This is a genomic window from Mycoplasma milvi (genome assembly GCF_048284715.1).
In the GTDB taxonomy this organism is placed as follows: domain Bacteria; phylum Bacillota_I; class Bacilli_A; order Mycoplasmatales; family Metamycoplasmataceae; genus Mycoplasmopsis.
The window spans coordinates 138,784-159,615 of record NZ_JBLWAH010000001.1 but is presented as its reverse complement, the minus strand read 5'-3'; the positions used below and the strand labels follow the sequence as shown (position 1 = coordinate 159,615).

The window sequence follows — 20,832 nt, the reverse complement described above, 5'->3', positions numbered from 1 at the left end:
ATGGCCCTTAGCAGCTATATTCATTATGAATATAGAGTTTTTTTGCTAAAATATATACTAGTTATGAAAAAGAGATGAAACAAATTTTTAAAATTAAATAATTTTAAGAGATTGATAATCAGTTTCATCACTATAGTCTCAGCAATATTAGCAATTGTTTTTGGTAGTGTATTCTACATAAATAAAAATGTTAATAAGTCAATTGAGTATGGTGGAGGAATTGAAGTACTTGTTCAAGTTAAGAAAGATGGGCAGAATGCTGATAAACAATTAACTGAACAAGTTAATAGATCTTTATTTGAACGTTTAACTGGTGGTACTGGACTTAATGGTATAACAGTATCCTCAGAAGGTGAAGGAAAAATTAGAATCACTAAGAGTGGAGCTATAACTGATTCACAGCGTATTGAATTCGAAAAAGAAATCGTTGATAAACCTATTTTAACCATAACTAACGCTGACTTACAACCATTGTTTTATGATGGCGTTTTCAAAATAGGAAATCCCATCAACTCTCTTGATGCCAATGGTGGAACTCCAGCCAACTGGATTCCCCCATTCAAGCAAAATTCAGCAGCTGTTTCTTCAAATACCCAAAATGGTAAAACTTCAGTTAACCTAAAACTAGCTGATAAAGATGCCATTTTCCAATGAACAAAAGCAACTGAATATGTTTCTCAGTTACAAGATCACAGAATGCTAATGTGATTAAACATTGAGAAGCTACTGAAGTTAGCTCAAGATAAATATCCAAGTGATTGAGAAGCTTCAGGACACAACTTATGAAACTTTATTCACGTTAATAACCAACCATACAGTGTGATTATGGGGATTAATGGGCAACCTCAAAGAGTGCCAAACATTTTAAAAGAACATGAATTTAATGCTAAAGAGTACTTAATTTCTGATGCTAGTGTTAATGGACCATTAAACACTGCAGATGTACAAATTTCAGGAAACTTTACACCACAAGAAGCTGGTGAATTAGCTGGAAAAATTAACTTTGGTCTTAGTGACTATGAGCTAAATGTTCTTTCAAACATTTACTTAAATCCAAACTTAAATTCAAATGCATTTAATTATGCAATGTATGCTGGACTTGTAATCTTTAGTTTAATTTCAATTTTCATGATGGTTAACTATGGATTATTAGGTGCCTTAAGTACAATTTCAATTGCACTATATATATTCTTAACATTATTACTATTTACAGTGCTTCGTGGTGAATACTCACCTGCAACAATTGCTGCTTTAATTATTGGAATCGGAATTAGTGTAGACGCTAATGTTATTACTTATGAAAGATTAAAACGTCAAGTCTACACTGGGGATTCCTTGAAAAAATCCTTTAGAAATGCTAATAAATTATCGCTTTCTTCAATTCTAGATGCCAATGTGACAACTATTATTGTTGGATTTATCCTCTTTTACTTCGGAACTAAGGAAGTGAGAGGATTCTCAGTTACTTTAGTACTCTCTATTCTATTTACCTTATTAGTTATGCTATTATTTTCTAGATTTTTAGCAACTATGCTAGTAAACTCAGGATTGTTAGATGATAAGCTTTACTTACTAGGTATTAGAAAAAGATACATTAATAATAAAACTAAACTTGGTGTTGCTGTCGAAAATAACAACTACCTTAAACAATCAAAATGATTCGCTTTAGGATCATTGATCTTTATGTTAGCTGGAATTATAGTATTTGCATCTATATCAGGAGCACATAAAGATATTTGAGCAGGATTTAATCGTTCATTAGAATTCTCAGGTGGAACTAATATTACTATTACTTCTGATATTGGTGGGCAATTAACCCAAACTCAAGCTCAAGCTATTCAACAAGCTTTATTAAACAATAGTCAAGCTCTCAACATTCATAATGTAGACTCAATTATTTCGCTAAATAAAGTCAGCTCAACTAGTGATAACTGAGCAATTTCAATTAAAACTGCTCAAGAATTTTCACTAACTGAATTACAAAAGATTAAGGAATTAATCCTAGCTCAAGACTCAGCTCTTAAGATAATAGATTACTCTATTTCATCTACTGAAGCCCAAAAATTAGTGCTTAATGCAGTAATTGCTACTGCAATTGCCTTTGTTGGAATTGTGCTTTACTTACTATTTAGAATGAGCTGAACTTACTCAATTGCAGCTATTATTGGTCTGCTACATGATTTCTTAATGGTTATGGCCTTTATTGTGATTACCAGATTACAAGTCTCAACTATTATTGTAGCTGCAATGCTTTCAATCCTAGGATTAAGTATTAATGATACTGTAGTTACATTTGACAAAATTAGAGAAACAATTAAAACACAATATGTTAACCAAATTTTAGGAAAAGAAGATATTACTAAAATTGTAAACAGTTCAATTGCTGAAACCTTAAAGAGAAGTTTATATACTTCAGGAACAACTATTTTAGCTATTCTTGTCTTACTATGCTTCCACAACGCTACTGATTTCTCATTTAACATTGTTATGTTATTTGGAATTAGCATTGGGGTATATTCATCAATTTACATTTGTTCATGAATTTGATCTAAACTCGAATTACATCGTCAAAAAGTTAGAGCCAAAAGAATTGAAACTGGATATTGAGACATCAACCATCCAGATGAACAAACTTTTGTTGGAATAAACGACTATATCTAATAAAATCAATGAATAAAAACAGCAGATTTTATTGCTGTTTTTATAATCTTGCCAAAACCTTATATAATATAAGCAATTAGGAAGAAAATAATAAAATAAATTAACCTAAGGAGGGAAATATGGCTAAATTTATCGATGAAGTTTATGTAAACATTCAAGCCGGACGTGGTGGAGATGGAATGGTCTCATTCCGTAGAGAAGCCCATGTTGATAAAGGTGGTCCTGATGGAGGAGATGGTGGACGTGGAGGTAATGTCTACTTCGTTGGGGACAGTGGTAAAAATACACTTCTAGCCTTTTATAAAAACAAACACATTGTTGCAAAAGATGGTATCAAAGGTGGACCTAAAAATCTCTATGGTGCTAATGCTGAAGATACTTTTATCAAGGTACCAGTTGGAACATTAGTTTACAATGGTAAAAAGTTGGTTGCTGACATTATTGAAGCAAACACTCCATACTTAATTGCTAAAGGTGGTAAAGGTGGTAGAGGAAATACTAAATTTAAGACTGCTAAAAATACTGCACCAAGAATTAGTGAAAATGGAATGCCTGGAGAAAAGTTTGAAGCTCACATTGTGTTAAAAATTCTTAGTGATGTTGGAGTGGTTGGTAAACCATCAGCTGGTAAATCAACATTTTTAAATGCTATTTCTAATGCAAAAGCTAAAGTTGCTGATTATGAATTCACCACTTTAGTACCACAACTTGGAATGGTGCAATTTCATGATGATTCCTTTACTGTAGCTGACTTACCTGGTTTAATTCAAGGCGCAGCACTTGGAAAAGGACTTGGAATTCAATTCCTTAAACATATTGAACGTTGTAGAGTTATTGCTCACATTATTGATTTTGGTTCAGAGGAAAAAGATCCAATTCAAGATTTTGAAATCATTAATAATGAACTCAAATCATACAATTTAAAACTTGAAAATAAACCTCAATTAGTAATTGCGAATAAATCTGATTTAGAAGCTTTTGATGCTCACCTTAAGGCATTTAAGGCTAAATATCCAAATATTGAAGTAGTAACAATTTCGGCAATCTTCCGTGAAAATTTAGATGAAGTTAAAGCTAAATTATGAGACATGATTACTAAACATAATTATGAAACTATCGAAGAAGAGCAAGAAGAAGAAACAGTTATTGAATATGAACCTGACTATGTAATTAAGAACCCATACAAAGGATACTTTGAAATCGAAGGTAAAAAGGTTGAAGAGCTTTACAACCGTATACCAATTAACACTTTTGACAACTTAGTAAGATTTAACAACATCTTGAAAAAAATGGGTGTATGAGATGAACTAGTTCGTATGGGAATTGAAATCGGGGATACTGTAAGTATCTACGGATTCCAATTTGAATGAACTGATGAAAGATAATTTTAAATAATTTATAATGTTACCAGCTATTGCTAGGTAGCTTTTTTATAACTTAAATTACTAAAAAGGCTACTAGCTAGGGTTAAAAGTAATGTGGAACAAAAAAGTTCCATATTTTACATTCTTTTGCCTAATATAGAAAATAAATTTATAATTTAATAGATAAAGGAAATAAAATGAATAATAAGATAGCAAAAGTACAAGAAATATCTCGAGATTTTTTAGCTGACTTAGAAAAACAATCACAAAAAGTTGAACTCTATCAACCTGCTAAAACTCGGGAATTCAATTTACCAAAACTCATTACAATACAAAACGTCAGTAAAGAATTTTCATTACGCCATAATAAGAAATTTTATGCTGTTAATGATATGAATTTAACCTTATATCAGGGTCAAAATGTAGCTTTACTTGGTTCTAATGGTGCTGGAAAAACAACAACTGTTGAAATGATAGTTGGAATTTCAAATCCAACTAGTGGTCAAATTATTTATAACATGCAAGAAACTAGTAAAATTAATAATGCCCTCATTGGAATCCAATTTCAAGATTCTTCCTACCCACAAGGGTTAACAGTTAAAGATGTTATTGTTTCAATGAAGAAAATTTATGGATCAGCACTAGAAGAAGCTGACATTGAAAACTTGATAAAAATATTCGGAATTGATGAATTTATTTTTAATAAAGCATCAGCTCTTTCTGGTGGTCAGCAACAAAGATTAAATGCCTTACTTGCTATTATCCACTGTCCAAAATTAATTATTTTGGATGAATTAAGCACTGGGCTAGATATAAAAATCAAATCTCGCTTAATTCATTTTATTAAGAAGTTTGCAATCGCAAATGAATCTTCAATTTTATTAATTTCGCATGATGTTAATGAAGTTGAAATAATTGCTGATCGAATTGTGATTATGCATAAGGGAAAAATCATTTATGATGCGTTAAAAGAAGAAACAATAGCTGAATTTGGTTCAGTTGCCAAATGTTTAGATAAATACATAGGATAAATATGAAAAGTAAAAGAATAAAATCACAATCAGAAAATACATTTAATGGTATTTTCTCATTAATTAACATTCACTTTTGAAAAGCCTTTGTAGGGCCATTTTTCGCATTTGGTTATCCGATTATTTTCATTGTTGTTTGTGGTTTAATTTTTAATTATCCAATGATTGCTTCATCTTCATTAACAATTGGACCGGTGGCAATTGCTTGTGTTTCACTACCTACTGCTATTTTTGAATTTAAGAAGTCAACATTATTAAAAAGAATAGGTGCAACTAAAATAAAGCCTTTAGTATTTTTACTCTATGTGGCTAGCTATTATTTCATCATCATGTTCCTTTCAGGATTGTGAACATTATTTTTCACTTTTATAATTTTTGGGCCCGATTATTTTACTGAAGGAAAAGTAGTCTATAGCAAAGTAATTGGCGGAGTGAATTATCATGTTTCTTTAGCTTCCTTGAAACAAATATTTCAACAAATTGAAGTTGGAGGTCTGATATATTCATTACTAACTTTAACGTTAGTTTCATTAGCTGTTGGGCTCTTTATTGTTTCAGTATCCAAATCTATTTTAATGATTCAAGCATTGGGATCTACTTTATTAATTATTTCAATGTTTTTAACTGGACAAGTGTTTCCAATGGTAGCTGTCTCAGAAGTTAAAGGAATGTGATGATTCTCATATATTTCACCTTTTAAATCATCAATTACCCAAAATAAGATGGCATTTGAAGGAAGTGCTTATTTAACTCCTGTTATTGAAATAAGTGGAAAAGAAATAAATTTTGCTGCCAAAGATGCACCAGCTATCTATGCACTAAATGATTACATGTCATACCTTGAATCAGTTGCTAAATATACCCAAGCTTTAAAACGTTTCCCACTACTACAAGGCGATGAAATAAAACCTGAAATTGATCAATTATTGCATCATATGCATAATATTGCAACCAGTGAATTTAATTCGGTTGCATTTGAAAAATATAATATATTTGATGTAAATAAAACTTATTACTCAGTTAACTCACTAAAAACTATTCAACCTTTAGTTGTACCATTTGAATCAGTCCTTAATCAAACTGTTCATACTAGTCTAAATGATGTTTTAGCCAGTGGTAAAGGTTTAAATGATAACAATGTCTTATTCTTACAAAACCTTGCTCTAGGTGCTAATGCATCAGTAGCTCGTGAAGGTCAATTCCAACAACTAATTCAAAACTTAAATGCAAGTAACTTAGATGATAGTACAAATCAAATTGTTCAATGAATTAAAATGAGACCTGATTTTAGCTCTGATTTAAAATCTTATATCCTTATGGGTAATAAAGCTATTAGTCAAGATGATTTAATTCAAATTGGTTCAAAATCAGAAAACATTATAAACTTAATTCTACCTTACATTTGAAGTGTTCTTCTATTTGGCTTATCAGCTAAGTCATTTAAATGATCAACCCGTTAATCTGCGAGCATTAGCTCGCTTTTTTTGTATGCAGATAACTAATTGGTGATAAGATATAAAAAAACAAATATTTTAAAGACATTTATCTTACTTTAGTAAGATAGAAAATTAAAAAAGTATTATAATTTCACTAATTTAAGGAGATACAATGAAAGCAAATAAACTTTTAAATCACACAACAAGCCATTTACTTGGTGCAGCAGTTGAAAAACTTTATCCAAATGTTAAATTAGGATTTGGGCCTGCTACAGATGAAGGATTTTACTATGACTTCGAATTCGAAACACCATTGAGTGATACAGAATTAGCTAAAATTGAAAAATACATGAAAAAACTTGCTTCACGTAATTTAGTTATGAAACAAGTTTCAATTAATGAATATGATTTTACTAATAAACCCTATAAGCAAGAATTATATGATGAATTAGTAGCAGCTGGAAAAAATGTTACTTTCTATGCTCTAGTTGATCCACTTAACAACGAAACAGTTTTTGTTGACTTATGTGCAGGTGGACATGTTGAAGATACTAAGAAAATTAAATACTTTAAACTTTTATCATTAGCTGGTGCATACTGAAGAGGAAATAGCGACAATATCCAATTAACAAGAATTTATGGTACTTCATGAGAAAGCCAAGCAGAATTAGATGCTTACTTAGAATTATTAAAAGATAGAAAAGAAAGAGATCACAGAAAAATTGGAAAAGAACTTAAACTCTTTACATTTAATAAATTAGGTGGTCAAGGATTACCATTCTGACTTGAAGATGGAATGTACATCCACAATGAAATTAGAAATCTTGTGCTTAAAATGGATAGAAAATATGGATTTACTGAAGTTTTAACTCCTCACTTTGGTGAAGAAGAACTTTATGAAATCTCAGGGCACTTAGCCCACTACAAAGACGATATGTTTAGACCTATTGTAGTTGAAAATGAACGTTTAATTCCACGTCCAATGACTTGTCCTCACCACATTTTATGTTACAACACAGAAAAACGTTCATACCGTGATTTACCTATTAGATATTCAGAACAATCACAATTATACAGATATGAAAAATCAGGTGCACTTACAGGACTTGAACGTGTAAGAGGTATGTTACTAACAGAAGGGCACTTATTTGTTAGAAAAGACCAAATCGCTGAAGAATTCAAATCAATGTACCAATTAATTAAAGAAACTCTTGAAATCTTCAAAATTCAAATTTCTTATGTTTCTCTTTCATTAAGAGACCCTGAAAATAAAGAAAAATACTATGAAGATGATCACATGTGAAATGAAGCAGAAAATCAACTTCGTGAAGTACTTAATGAATTAGGTGTTAAATATGAAGAAAAGATTGGTGAAGCTGCCTTCTATGGTCCAAAAATGGATATTCAAATCTTTACAGCTTTAGGACATGAAATTACTGTTTCTACCTTACAACTTGACTTTTTACTACCAGAACGTTTCCAAATTACTTTCACTAACCAAAATAATGAAGAAGAACGTCCAGTTATGATTCACCGTGGATTAATTGGAACATATGAACGTTTTGTTGCTATTTTACTTGAACAAACTAAAGGTGTTTTACCATTTTGACTTGCACCTAAACAATTTACAGTTATTCCTGCTACAAATAATGCAGAAGACATTAAATATGCTCAAGAAGTAAACAAGATTTTATTTAATGCAGACTTTAGATCAAAAATTGATGATAGAGATGAAAGATTAGGTAAAAAAGTTCGTGAAGCTCAAATGTCTAAATCTAAATACCAAATTATTTTGGGTGAAAAAGAAAGACTAAGTGAAACTATCTCATATAGAGAATATGGAAAAGAAGAAACTGTGACATTACCATTAGCTGACTTCATCTTACAAATGATGAGATTGAGAGATTCTCGTGGGTAAACAAAAAACTGCCACTAAAACAGCTAAAAGAAATTGATATACAACATCATTTTATATTTATTTAACTATCTTTAGCTTATTGCTAATCTTAACTAGTGGTATTATCATCCCATGAAATGTTTTTATACCTGATTCAAACTATCACTTGCCTCTTTGAGCAAGAATAGTTATGTCAGTGGTTTATGGCTTGAGTGTGGTGATATATGGATTTATTCTAGCTTGAAACAAAAAGCTATCAATTTATCGTTTTTCAAATTATATTTTTATTGTTGGAATTGTTTTAACTCTATTTTGAATTCCACAATCTCACAGTGTTAAAGGTCCAGATAACAAAGAAGTTTTTGAAACCAAATGATTAGTTTTTCCATTTGACACAGTGTTGGTTTTCTTACTTTGTGCAGCAGCTTATTTAACTGCTACATTTACATTAAATGAAAAATTTATGGACAAATTAAGACAAATGTTTGGCAAACAAAAGGCTTTTCTAGACAACAATGATCTAGACTTTGAAATTAAAGAAACAGATACAAAAGTTTCTACTACTCAAGCTCAAAACCTGATTGAGAAATTAGATATGACTAAACAAGAAATAGAAAATATTGATAAGAAATAATTCATCCTTTTGGATGGATTTTTCTTATTGCTTTTAATTAGAACTAAAAGAAAAACCCTATGCATTTGCATAGGATAAAAACTATAGCCCTTTTTCTTTTAATAAGGCTGCAATTTCAGGAATTGTAGTATTGTGAAGAATAGCAAAGTTTGATGTTTGCTTATCTATATCACCATAAGTATTTGCTAATGGAAAAGTGAATTCATATGGCCCTGGAATATTTCTTCTGCTTCAATCTTCTTCCATCTTATATGAGTAACCATATTGTAATTCAAAACGCATTTGAGAATCCATTGCATTGAAAATAACTTCTGGTTCTGGTTCGTTTTCTAATAAAGGAATAATAAATTCAAATGAATTTAAGACTTTATCTGAAGCTTGATATTCAATTTCTCTTGTAAGTTTATCAGATTTCATTTCTTTGAATAATTTGTCAGCATATTCAGATGGGTATATAAATCTATCATTTGCAAATCTATCAAATTGCATTTCATAAGTTTTCTTAAAATAATAAGAATAGCTCTCAAAACTATCATATCATTCTATCTCATTATTAATTGCACGCTTGCTTGGTTGATAGTTGATAAATACCTTATTGTCTTGATGATAAAGCTTATAGGCTCTAGGAACTAGAGAACCTTGTGTCACATGAACTGGAATTGTAATTTTGTAGAATTTTACTTTTTTATTGAAATCAGCGTTTTTTATTTTCGTAATATCAGAATCGAAATTATTGTATTTAATGTGACCATATAAATAATCGATATTATCCGGAACAAGGATAGAATTCTTTATGTTTTCAAGTCCTTGAATAATTGGAGTTGGAATGTCTTTTATTTTTAATAATTCAAGAAGGTTATTTCCTCTTGAGAATTCAACTTCTTGAATTTTATAGTCTGTAATAGCATCAATTCTTTTACCATCTTTTGTTACATATGATAATGGAGCATAAAATTCTGGATCAAGCTTTTTTGTCATGTATTCGATTTTTGTATCTCATACACTATTAAGACCTTGTGGTTTTTCATCTCCATTGTAGCCACCAACATTATCACGCATTGATAAGTCTTCTACATTTCATAAAGACATAAGTTTAGCAGGGAACAGTTTACAGTGTTTTGAAAGAGCAGATAAGTCTACGCCATCAAGTATATCCATCGCATATTTGTGATTATTTCTGTTTAATTCTTTATGTTGCTTTGCATATTCATCTCAATTTATTTTGTCTTTTTTATCAATAACATCTTGAACTAAACTAATATTCTTTTCTTGACCAACTGGTTTAAATAATGAGTTAAAATATTTTGCTTGACCAATCTCACTATAAAGATCTATTGAACCTAGTTTCATTTCAGATCATGTAGGAGCATAACGTGAATTAGAATTATCATCAGAACTAATGTTACCAAGATATTCAAGCTTGCATTCATTACTATTTAGATATTTGATATAGCTATTAACCATACTTATTGCAACTCATGAATCTTTAATAATATCTTCATTTTCTTCACTGATTATGTTTTTGATATAAGTTTTCGGATGACGATTAATAACCTTGACTATATCATTTAAAGATTTAATATATTTCTTTGCTGCTGGTGAGTTAGTGTTGTTCTTTAAAAGCTTAATTGCAGCAGCATTTAATCCATTTAAATTGAAATCTTTATTCGGCTTGTCTCAAATTAATTCATCAATTCCTTTAATTTTAGATAGGTTATTATTAACTTCACCTTTATAATTTTCATGATTTGTGTAACATGATACTGTTGCACAAATAGGAGTAATTGTATTTGCTCCTAATATTAAATATTTTCAAACTTTTTTCATGTCTTTTCCTTATCTTCCTTTTCTTAATTATATTATGTATTATCGTGAAGTTATGTAAAAAGGACATGAATGTGGAAATTTGAAAATTGTTCCACATTTTCATAAAAAAACACCACAAGGGTGTTAATTAAAATTAGAACTTGTAGCCTGTGAAAATATCTTCTAAATCATCTTCATCAAGTAATTCATCTTCAAAATCTTCTTCATCATATAAGCTTGAATTTGAGCCAGAAAAGCAATCTCTTGAATCTAAATAGTAAGCTGCTCCATCGTTTTGAAGGTTGTATTTAATTTTGTTTTTAACTAAAAAAGTTTCTAAAGCAGCTTTTAGTGTACCTGTACCATTTCCAGTAATAAATAGTACTGAATCAATTTTATTTCTTTTTAGATCATATAGATGTTTAACAACTTCAATCATAGCTTGTTCTGAAGTTAAACCATGTAAATCTACTGTTCTCATGTTTTTATAATTACTCCTGCATTTTTTAAAGCTTTTAAGCCTATTTCAGTGTACTGCTTAGCATTGTGATCTTTACTATCATAAGTAGCAAGTGCATCCTGATATACAATAACATTTTTATCTGAATGAATCTTATTTAAATATGTTTTCAAGGTTATACCTAATTGGAGAATGCAAATGTCAGTGCAGCATCCTACTAGATAAAATTCATCATAAAGATCCCAAATTTTTGCTGGTATATCTCAGAAGGCATTAGTAGTGTTCTTATAAACAATTTCTTGCGCATAAGGTACTAGTGGAGCCACTATTTCAGATTCAACATCATTGGCTAGACAATGAATTGGGTAAAGTTTCATTTCTAAGTCTTCTATTGAGTGGTGATCACAAACAAATAAATTATGATCGAATTCTTGAACAATATTAGCAATTGTTGGGATTATTTTAGCAATATTTGAGCTCGCTAAAGCTCCTTTATAAGCAAAACCATTTAACATATCAACTACTATAAGCAGTTTTTTATCCATTAATTTCCTTTTGGCAATTTGGACAAAAACTTGTGCCACGTCCATTTTGCTTATAATCTAATTTTACTTTTTTTATTAAAGAATGTCTACATGTGGAACAAAGTTGTCCATCTTTTCCATAAACTTTCAATTTATTCTGATAACTTCCTCTTTTAGAGTTAACAGATACATAAGTATGTACTGAAGAACCACCATGGGCCACTGAATCATTCATAATATCACCAGCAGCTTGTAATAATTGAGCTAGTCTTGTTTTTGAAACTTTATTGCACTTAAGCATTGGATACATTTTAATTCGATATAAAGCTTCATCAGCATAAATGTTACCAACTCCTAAAACTAAGGATTGATCAAGCAATACTGCTTTAATACTGATATTTTTATGTTGTAATTTGTTTCATAAAGCATCAACATCCACTTCGTGAGGTAACTTGGCTAAATTTTTAATCTCATAAATGCTGCGAGTATCGTTGGAAGGAATAATTTCAAATGAACCAAACATACGAGCATCATTATAAATCATAACTGTATTATTATCTAAATAGAAATAAATATAGTTATGAGTTTCTTGCATCATTGGGTTTGTGCTGTTTACATCTAACACAAAGTACTTTCCAGACATTCTAAGGTGTGAAATCATACGAGAATTATCATCAAATGTAAAGAGAATAAACTTCCCATAATTACATATTTCTTTTATGGTTTTGTTTTTTAAGAAGTCAATAAATTGGGCTTGTGAAGCATTCTTAATTAATTTATCCTTTAAAACCTCAATGGCTATTATTTTGTGACCACTAGTTAAGGAATTTAAAGTATTTGTTACAACTGTGACTTCAGGATATTCTGGCATTATTTGCCTCCTTTTTCATTAGTGTTCTTTAATATATCTATAACTTGTTGTAAAGTAACTGCACTTTGACGTTTGTAGCCAAGTAACTCAAGAGCAATTTTGGCTAACTCATCATAGTTCACTTCATTATTAAATTCTTTTGCTTTAGCTAAGAAGTGTTCTCATTCTTTAGGATGCAAGAATCCAATTTCTCTTTTATCATCATCGTATGCAGTTTTAAACTTGATTTCTTGATTATTTAACCCTGTGTTGTAGGCGAATCCTTGAATAATTTTGAATCTATAGTTGTCTAATACTAGATTGATATTTTTAGGGTTTGTATATACTTTTTGAATTAAAACTTTTAATTCTTTAAGTGAAATTACATTAATATGTTCTTGTAAATATATTGCCTTATCACGGATTAGGGTATTTCTTCTAACTTCTTTTAGGCTAATTAAAGGTTCAAAGCAACTTCTAAAATCTACTTTTGCAACTTGTTCAATGATGTTTTCTGATTCTAAAACTTCATTTAAGCGTGGTTTGACTTGTTCAAGTGAAGAAAGATGTTTTTGAATAAAGCTGGTTAATTGTTCCATTTCCAAGTCTTTATTTTTGAACCAATCAGTTGATCACATACGATAAATGATTCAACCACGACTTTGTAAAACATTGCTACGTAAATAATCACGATCTTTAGCTACACGTGAGGAAGCAAATGTTGTTCCATCGCATTCAAGTCCAAGTACATACTTGTTTTTCTCTTTGCTATAAATAGCTAAATCAATTTTGAAATCACTAGCTCCAACATTAGTATGTACAATATAACCTAAATTAGTTAATTCTTGTGCTAATTGAGCCTTAAATGCCTGAGTAATAGCACTATTTGAGGCAACACTTTGCACTCCAACTTCAGCATTTTTAAGTATGTCTTTTAAGAAGGCAACTCCACGGGATGGGCTTTTGTTTGTATCAATATCACTATATTTTAATGATGAAACAATAAACATGGCCTCTTTAGCACGTGATGCTGCTACATTTAGACGTTTATATCCAGCATCTTGGTTAATTGCTCCAAAATTATGTGAAATTTTACCTTCAGAATTTGGGCCAAATCCAATTACAAGTAAGATGATATCTCTTTCATCTCCTTGCACATTTTCAATATTCTTAATAAAGAATTTTGTTTTTGATTTAGGGTTTAAGAAAGGCTTGTATTTTTCATTACTATTTAAAAATCTATTAAGATGCTTATCTAAATAGTTGGCCATAGTGATATTAAGAGTAATAACACCAATAGTTTTCTTGTCTCCAAACTTGTCAATAATTTGAGTTAATTTTTTAATTGTTGCATCAGCATCCTGTGCATTTTCACGATCTTCATAAATACCATTGGTATAAATGAAATTAAGTCCTGTAAAACGATCTCCATTTGAAACACTTGGGAAAGAAACCAGAGTATTATCATAAACATTGGTATTAGATGAATAAATTAATGATTCATATTTTGAACGATAGTGTCATCTTAAAGCAATTGATTTAAGGAATGAGGCACCAGCTGAAAGTATTGATTCATAGGCATCTAAGTCATAGATGTTTTCATCATCGACTTCATCAAGATCAGATTTTTCTTCAAAGAAACTGGTAGGTGGTAATTGCTCAACATCCCCACAAATAATGTATTGATTTGCTCTAAAAATTGAAGATAAAGCGTTTTCTGTCTTAATTTGACTAGCTTCGTCAATAATTAGAACGTCAAAATTTGCACTTGAATCTTTTAGGTATGTTGAAACTGATAGAGGAGACATCATTAAACAACGTTTCATTTGTAAGATAGCATCGCTAGCTTCTGACATTACGTTTTTAACTGATTTTAGTTTACGTGACTTAGATGCTTCTGCTTTTAATATTAGGTAACTACGTTCAGTTCCAAGGAAATTAGGAACTTGCTTACTGCAAGCTTCTAAGGCATTGGCATAGGCATTTTTGTTTAAGATTGCAATATCATTTTGATATCTTTCATGTAAATCTTTTAATTTAACAAAATCACTTGCTAAATTATTTCTTACTAAAATATTTTTAATGTTTCAGTTTGCATATGATCATTTAAATGTATTTACAAATAAGCTGTTGTAGTGACCTGAATGTAAGAAGCTTAAATAGTTTTTAAGTCCAAATTCGACTAATTTAATTTCTAAATTATTCTTAGAAACTATTACATAACCATTATTTTGTTCCATTAGCAAGGTATCAATGAAATTCATAATTGCATAATAGTTTTCAGCATCCAATTCAACTAAGAAGTTTTTAAATAGTTCGGCATAATTAGAGTTAATTTCACTAATCATTTCTTGTAATTGAGCAAATGAAAAGCGAGCAACAGGAGCAACTTCTTTAGTGCAGTTAACTGCAAAGCTAAACTCTGAGTCAGTAAAGCTGTTTGCTAGAGTTTCGAAATTTTGAATTAATATATCAACTAACACTATATCTTGAATATCAAATTGAAACGTTAATGATGGTAAAATGGTTTGAATTTTATCAAATATCTTTTGAGCCTTTAAACTCGCTTTATAAAGTTTTTTAGCTTTTCTATAAGAATTAGGATGAATTCCAAGACCAAAATCTTGTAAAATTAAGACCTCTTTATTAGCTTTATATTGCTTTGAAAAAGCTCTAAAGAAACCATTTTTGTTTTCCTTTAATCATTTTTCCAAATAGCTAATATTATTTTTATTCATTTTCAAAGTAACTTGATCAAAACCAAGCAATCTTGTAATTTGTTTATATAATTTTGAAATTTCTTTTAGAGTTCTTAATTCAGAATTAAAGGTAAAGTTATTTTTCTTATTTCAAGTAGTTTTAGTCAAGATAAAAGTAATATTTTTAACCTTTTCAATCTCACTAAATAACTCGTTATTTTTAATAAAAATATAGTCACTATTACCAAGCAAGTAATTAAGTTGAGTTAAGTTATTTTTAAGATTATTTAAACAGTTAATAATTTTGTTAAAGTCAACTTCACTAGTGTGAATAATTGAAAATCATTTTGAATAGTTGATCTTATTAAATGAATTTAACATGCCTTGGTAATTTTTTAGTAAGTCATAGATATCTCTAAGTTCTTCTTCTGAATAGCTACGCATAAAACTAAAGGATTCAGAAATAGGTAAGTAGTCCTTAATTTCTAGATAATTATTAAATAAAGTAAATAATGGAACACTATTTTTATCGCTATCTACCAGTATGTTTTCATAGTCATTAATTAATCTGACATATTGAGAAATATTACGATTCATTTCATCTCTAAATGAATTATTTAATTTTGGATAACTTTTTGTTTCTTCATAGTCAGCAAGTAATTTTTTGGCGAATTCTTTATTGTTATCATCGCTATGAAGTCGTAGAATAAATTTTTCAAAACCTTTAGCTGCTAGTGTGTTATAAACAACATCAACAGCAGCTGTTTTTTCAGCAACAAACAGAACTCTTTTGCCACGTGACATTAATTCTGTAATGATGTTGCTAATAGTTTGAGATTTCCCGGTTCCAGGAGGACCTTGAAGCACGAAGCTGTGGCCTTGAATTGCAGCTTGAATAGCCTTTTCTTGGGATCCATCAGATTCAAGACAGTGGTAGTAATTTAAGTAATCAATTTTTTCATCAATATCTTTATCAGAGATAAGTTCGAAATTAAAGTTTTGCATTTGGCCATTTAATTGTTGATAAAATGGTGAAGCATCCAAACGGGCCTTGTTTTGAATTAAGTCATTATAAATGCTGATTTTAGAATAAGTAAAAATACCAAAATAAGCAAGCTTTTGAACCTTGAGTTGTTTTTGACCAAAATTAATTTGACTGAGGAGTTGGTTTTCTAATTCAGTTAAATTATCTAGTACTTCATTAAAAGTGCTCTTTGTTTCTAAATATTGTTCTAAGACTTTAAGTAAGTCAAAATTATATTCAGTTTTAAATTTAAAAGCAAGCGTATAGTTTGGCTCGATGTTAGCATAAGAAGCCTCAATAAAATAATCATCTTTTTCACTATTTAATTCTGCACTAATGGAAAATAATGGTGAATTAAGCAAGTTATCATCACGATCTTGTCATTTTAAAATTCCAAGAGTTAGATTTAAAATATTTATCCCAGTTTCTTCAATTGAAAGGCGATTGAATTTGATAAATTTGTCAGCCATTTTGCTAAGTTCAGCATTAGCAATATTAACTAGCATAATACTTTGTTTTGCTGTGGCACTTTTAGCATTATTAGTTAATAAAAATGGGCCTTCGGCTGTTTCTTCAATAGCTTCTATAGTTAAATATTTTTCAGGCTTAATTTTGACCAAATTGTTGCGTAATGATGTATCAAGTAGTTTATTTAATATATTTTCGAACATAATTCTCCTAGTTAATAGACTTAAATTAAACTTAATTACTAAGTAATTAAAGTTTATCAAACTTTAACTTTTTTTACTGAAATTTTAGTCAAAAAAGCATGCTATTTCCACAATTTCCACATTTGTGGAAAAAATAATAAGTTATTAATAGAATTAAAAAAATAAGTAAAAATAGAATAAAATTTAAATATGAAAAAGCTACGTAACTTACTTTTAATATCTAGTGCCTCAGTGGCAACTTTTTTGCCTGTTATTTCCTCTTCTTGTGATGATATAAATCAAGGGCCAGAGCAAAAATTAGTTGAAAGAATTAAAAAACTTGAACAAGATAATCAAGCTGTTCAGGCTGCTTTAAATGTAAAAATTTCTGAGTTAGAGGCTAATAAAAAAGCTTATGACTTAGAGCTTGCACAAAAAGATAATCAAATTAAACAACATCAAAACAATATTGCTCAATTAAATGATCAATTGGCTACTTTAAAACATCAAAATGAGGCAAAAAGCACAGAACTTAATAATCAAATTAATCTTTTACAAGATAAAATTGATGGTATTAATGATATTAAAGCAAGTTATGAAAATCAAATTATAGAAGCAAAAGAACAATTAGAAGAACTAAAAGCACAATTACATTCAAATCAAGATGAAATAGATAAACTAAGCAAAAGTATTGAAGTTAAACAAGCTTATATCACTGAGCTAGAAGGCAATATTACAGGGCTAAAGAATCAAATTGCACAATTACAAGCACAAATTGAATTAAATAAGCAAACTTTAGCTCAAAAAGAAGCTGAAATTGCTAAAAATGAGCAAGCTATTTCAAATTTAAATAATGAAAAATTAGCTCTAAATCAACAAATTGGTGAACTAAAGAATGAAAAGATTAAATTACTCAAGGAACATGAAAATGAAATTAATGAAAAAAATAAGAAGATTTCTGCTCTTGAGTCCTTGCTATTAGGCATAAATAAACAATCAGATAACTATGTAAATGCTAAAAATCTTCTAGCTATTTATCAAGCTAATGCACCTTTACAAACTGAGCTTGCATCAGAGTTTAATACCTTAAAACAAGCCATAGAAGCTATTAATAATGAATATAGTATAGATAAAACAAATGTTTTAATTGCAAGCTATTCAAATGCTCTTACTTCAGCAATTGGATTATATAGTGATGCAATGGCTAAGCTTAATACAATTAATAGCGAATTAGAAAGTCCAACTATTGCTTTACCTACTAATAAATTTGATAATTTAATTGAATACTTAAAGGAATTAATTTATTTAATTAATCGCAATAAAGTTCAAGTAATTGAACAATATAACAGAAAGCTTGAAAGCTATGCTAAAGCCTTTAATATGATTTCAAACTATCAAGTTACCTATAGTCCAATTGTGAATAATGATCAGTTAAACTTACCTAATTTAATAAGTCAAGCTAGTGATGAACTAAAATTCAATATTTGGTCATATATTGCTTTAAATATTTCACTATGTGATCAAATGGATGTAGCTTCATTAGATCCAATATTAAAAAGAAATTATCAAAATATTAGAAGTGAACTAACTAAACGTAGCTATATTAATTTAAGTTTTGATTACTTACTCAGTTCATTTCAAGCCTTGCTCAAGGTTAAAAAAGATTTAACTGCTGCAAGTGCTAGTGCTAGAAAAGAAGCTGAGCAAAATAAAGCCAGTGTACTAGAAGCTATCAAAGATTTTGAGACAAAAAATAATGATTTAATAAATTATATTAATGAACTTACTTCTTATAAAGAACTTGAAAAATTAAGAGAAGAAATTGGAAATGAAAAAGCTAATTATGATAGTATTATAGTTCTTTGTGCTAGAGCTAGAAGTAAACTAGCACAAGTACAAAATGATCTAGCTAGCGTTAAAAAATATTACATTAGTTTAAAACAAGAAACTGAGCAATCTATTTCAAAATTTAAACAATTGCAAGCTGAAATTGACAAGTGAGTTAATGCTAGCGACTACTATAAACAAAATGCTGAAATTCAAGCCATGTTAGCTCAAATTACCACTGGCCTAGCATCATTAGAAACAATTGATTGAAAAGGGCAAGAACTTGATAATATCAATAGCAAGATTGAAGCAAGTAATAAGGCTAAAGATAATATCAAACAGTTATGGGAAAAATTCGAAGCTAATATGAATGCACCTAGAAACACAGATGAAATTAGCGAGTTTTACAAGAATAATGCTGCAACAGTTAAAAAACTAATAATTGAAAATAAAGCTACAAAAAATCCAAGCTTTAGTAATTACAATATTTACGACTCTATCTTTAAACGTACCTTTAAAATAGTATTTGAGAATGTAGATGATGCTATAAAGTTTCAATCAACCTTAACACTTGGAACTGCTTGATTATTAGACTATGTTGATTTAGGAAATAATAAATATCGTTTATATTTAGGAACTAATTTACATGTAGCTAATGCAAATATTGATAAAAAAGACCATTCAGATAATAGACAAGAAAATAAAATTAGCAAAGGAATTCATACAGCTAATTGATTTATCGGATTTGATCCTGATTGAACTGATGGCAAAAATCAATATTACATGTACCAATTTATGAATAATTCAGACTCACATGCTTTATATATTCCTAAAAACTTTTATGTAGCAACCAATTTTATGTCACCAAATAAAGTCAAAGGTAATGTAGCAGCTGATTTTGCTGTACTTGAATGATATGTTGACTTAAATGTATTTGCTAAGTGAAGCCCTATGAGCTTTTTGGAAACAGCACAATTCTATGATCCAGAAGCAACTGCTTATGGAAATAATGTTGAAGCAAGAAATGAATATAATAGTTTAATTGAAACAGGTCGCCTTCAAAAAGCTTATGTACAACATATCTTAGATGCAATTGCACAAGTAAATGCTTCAAAAGTAGCAATTGCTAATAAAGCAAAGGCAAACTTCAATTCTAGCTTACCTTATATTTCAGTAGACTACATGTCAGCTGGCAATATCCTAAAAGAATATAACAAGATGTATCCAGATAATAAGATTAGTAGCTACTTATCTCAACCTGAAAGCTATAAGACAGCTATTTATTTAGACAGCTATATGAATACTAAATTTGGCAATAATAAATTTGACAAGCAACCTAATAATGTCTTTATTGCTGGATATCCAGCTAAAAATGGTAATAAGACTGAAATTAATGGAAGTTGAAGTAAGATTAATGAAAATGGAGATAGTATTTATAACTATAAGGTAACTGATGCAATAGCTGACTATAGTGTAGAATTCAATCCAAAAAGCACCATTGACTATAATGGCACTTTATATCAAAGATATATGTTACAATTCTATTCTTCTAGTGCAAACAACTTAAGTGGTGGATCTTCTGGTTCGCTAGCGGTTAACCAAGATAACTTGCCAATAGGTTTAAAATGAGGATCTATTGTTGATGGAGAAACAAAATACTTTGACAATAATTTAAGACTAGTACACTCATATCGTGATGTTGTAGCCTCATTTGTTAATACTTTTGATAAACCATTTTATAGGAAAAACGATCGTGCTGATATGTTATATGCTTATAACTTAGTTGATGGAACCAATAAAGATAACTATCCATATCAAGTTAGTTCATATCGCCATGAATTAATAAAACGTTATGGTCCAGAATATAAGACAGCGCTATTTGATAAATAATTTTGACTTTTTCTCACTAAAAAATAAAATACTTTTATAATAGAAAGGCACCTTGTTGTTTGGGTAAACAATGAGGTGC

12 protein-coding genes are annotated in these 20,832 nt (G+C 29.5%); 7 read left to right on the top strand and 5 right to left on the bottom strand.

Annotated elements, in window-relative coordinates; translation table 4 throughout:
* The first annotated feature begins 63 nt into the window (after nt 1-63).
* From secDF to ACNQ13_RS00465, 6 genes are all read left to right on the top strand, one after another.
* Nucleotides 64-2,661: a protein translocase subunit SecDF gene (gene secDF, locus ACNQ13_RS00490; RefSeq protein ID WP_416741530.1), complete on the top strand. Its 2,598-nt coding sequence runs from the start codon at nt 64-66 to the stop codon at nt 2,659-2,661.
* A gap of 119 nt (nt 2,662-2,780) precedes the next feature.
* Nucleotides 2,781-4,046, top strand: coding sequence for a GTPase ObgE (obgE, locus tag ACNQ13_RS00485; protein ID WP_418035397.1), 1,266 nt, complete (start codon nt 2,781-2,783; stop codon nt 4,044-4,046).
* Between the two features lie 176 nt (nt 4,047-4,222).
* Nucleotides 4,223-5,056, top strand: coding sequence for an ABC transporter ATP-binding protein (locus ACNQ13_RS00480; RefSeq protein ID WP_416741528.1), 834 nt, complete (start codon nt 4,223-4,225; stop codon nt 5,054-5,056).
* Nucleotides 5,057-5,058: 2 nt separating this feature from the next.
* The gene (locus tag ACNQ13_RS00475) at nt 5,059-6,516 is read left to right on the top strand and encodes a hypothetical protein (RefSeq protein ID WP_418034634.1); all 1,458 of its coding nucleotides are present in this window, start codon (nt 5,059-5,061) and stop codon (nt 6,514-6,516) included.
* A 148-nt stretch (nt 6,517-6,664) separates the two neighbouring features.
* Nucleotides 6,665-8,410 carry a threonine--tRNA ligase gene (thrS, locus tag ACNQ13_RS00470; protein ID WP_416741526.1) on the top strand — a complete coding sequence of 582 codons (1,746 nt, stop codon included), beginning with the start codon at nt 6,665-6,667 and terminating at the stop codon, nt 8,408-8,410.
* Nucleotides 8,403-9,023 (top strand): hypothetical protein, encoded by a 621-nt coding sequence (locus ACNQ13_RS00465; protein ID WP_418035396.1) that lies wholly within the window; start codon nt 8,403-8,405, stop codon nt 9,021-9,023. The genes thrS and ACNQ13_RS00465 overlap by 8 nt, the downstream gene beginning before the upstream one ends.
* Nucleotides 9,024-9,104: 81 nt before the next feature.
* On the opposite strand, the gene ACNQ13_RS00460 is transcribed toward ACNQ13_RS00465, so the two are convergent.
* From ACNQ13_RS00460 to ACNQ13_RS00440, 5 genes are all read right to left on the bottom strand, one after another.
* Entirely contained in the window at nt 9,105-10,850 is a 1,746-nt protein-coding gene (locus ACNQ13_RS00460; RefSeq protein ID WP_418035394.1) for a hypothetical protein, read from the bottom strand.
* A 133-nt stretch (nt 10,851-10,983) separates the two neighbouring features.
* A complete protein-coding gene (locus ACNQ13_RS00455) occupies nt 10,984-11,310 on the bottom strand; it encodes a Smr/MutS family protein (RefSeq protein WP_416741523.1) in 327 nt (108 codons plus the stop codon).
* The gene (locus ACNQ13_RS00450) at nt 11,298-11,834 is read right to left on the bottom strand and encodes a cysteine hydrolase family protein (RefSeq protein WP_418035393.1); all 537 of its coding nucleotides are present in this window, start codon (nt 11,832-11,834) and stop codon (nt 11,298-11,300) included. Before ACNQ13_RS00450 ends, ACNQ13_RS00455 begins: the two co-directional genes overlap by 13 nt.
* On the bottom strand, nt 11,827-12,684 hold the full coding sequence (gene mutM, locus ACNQ13_RS00445; RefSeq protein ID WP_418035392.1) for a bifunctional DNA-formamidopyrimidine glycosylase/DNA-(apurinic or apyrimidinic site) lyase: 858 nt from the start codon (nt 12,682-12,684) through the stop codon (nt 11,827-11,829). Before mutM ends, ACNQ13_RS00450 begins: the two co-directional genes overlap by 8 nt.
* A complete protein-coding gene (locus tag ACNQ13_RS00440) occupies nt 12,684-17,057 on the bottom strand; it encodes a PDDEXK-like endonuclease domain-containing protein (protein WP_418035391.1) in 4,374 nt (1,457 codons plus the stop codon). The genes mutM and ACNQ13_RS00440 overlap by 1 nt, the downstream gene beginning before the upstream one ends.
* Nucleotides 17,058-17,246: 189 nt before the next feature.
* On the opposite strand from ACNQ13_RS00440, the gene ACNQ13_RS00435 reads away from it, so the two are divergent.
* Entirely contained in the window at nt 17,247-20,753 is a 3,507-nt protein-coding gene (locus ACNQ13_RS00435) for a DUF31 family putative serine protease (protein ID WP_418035390.1), read from the top strand.
* The last annotated feature ends 79 nt before the right edge of the window (nt 20,754-20,832 follow it).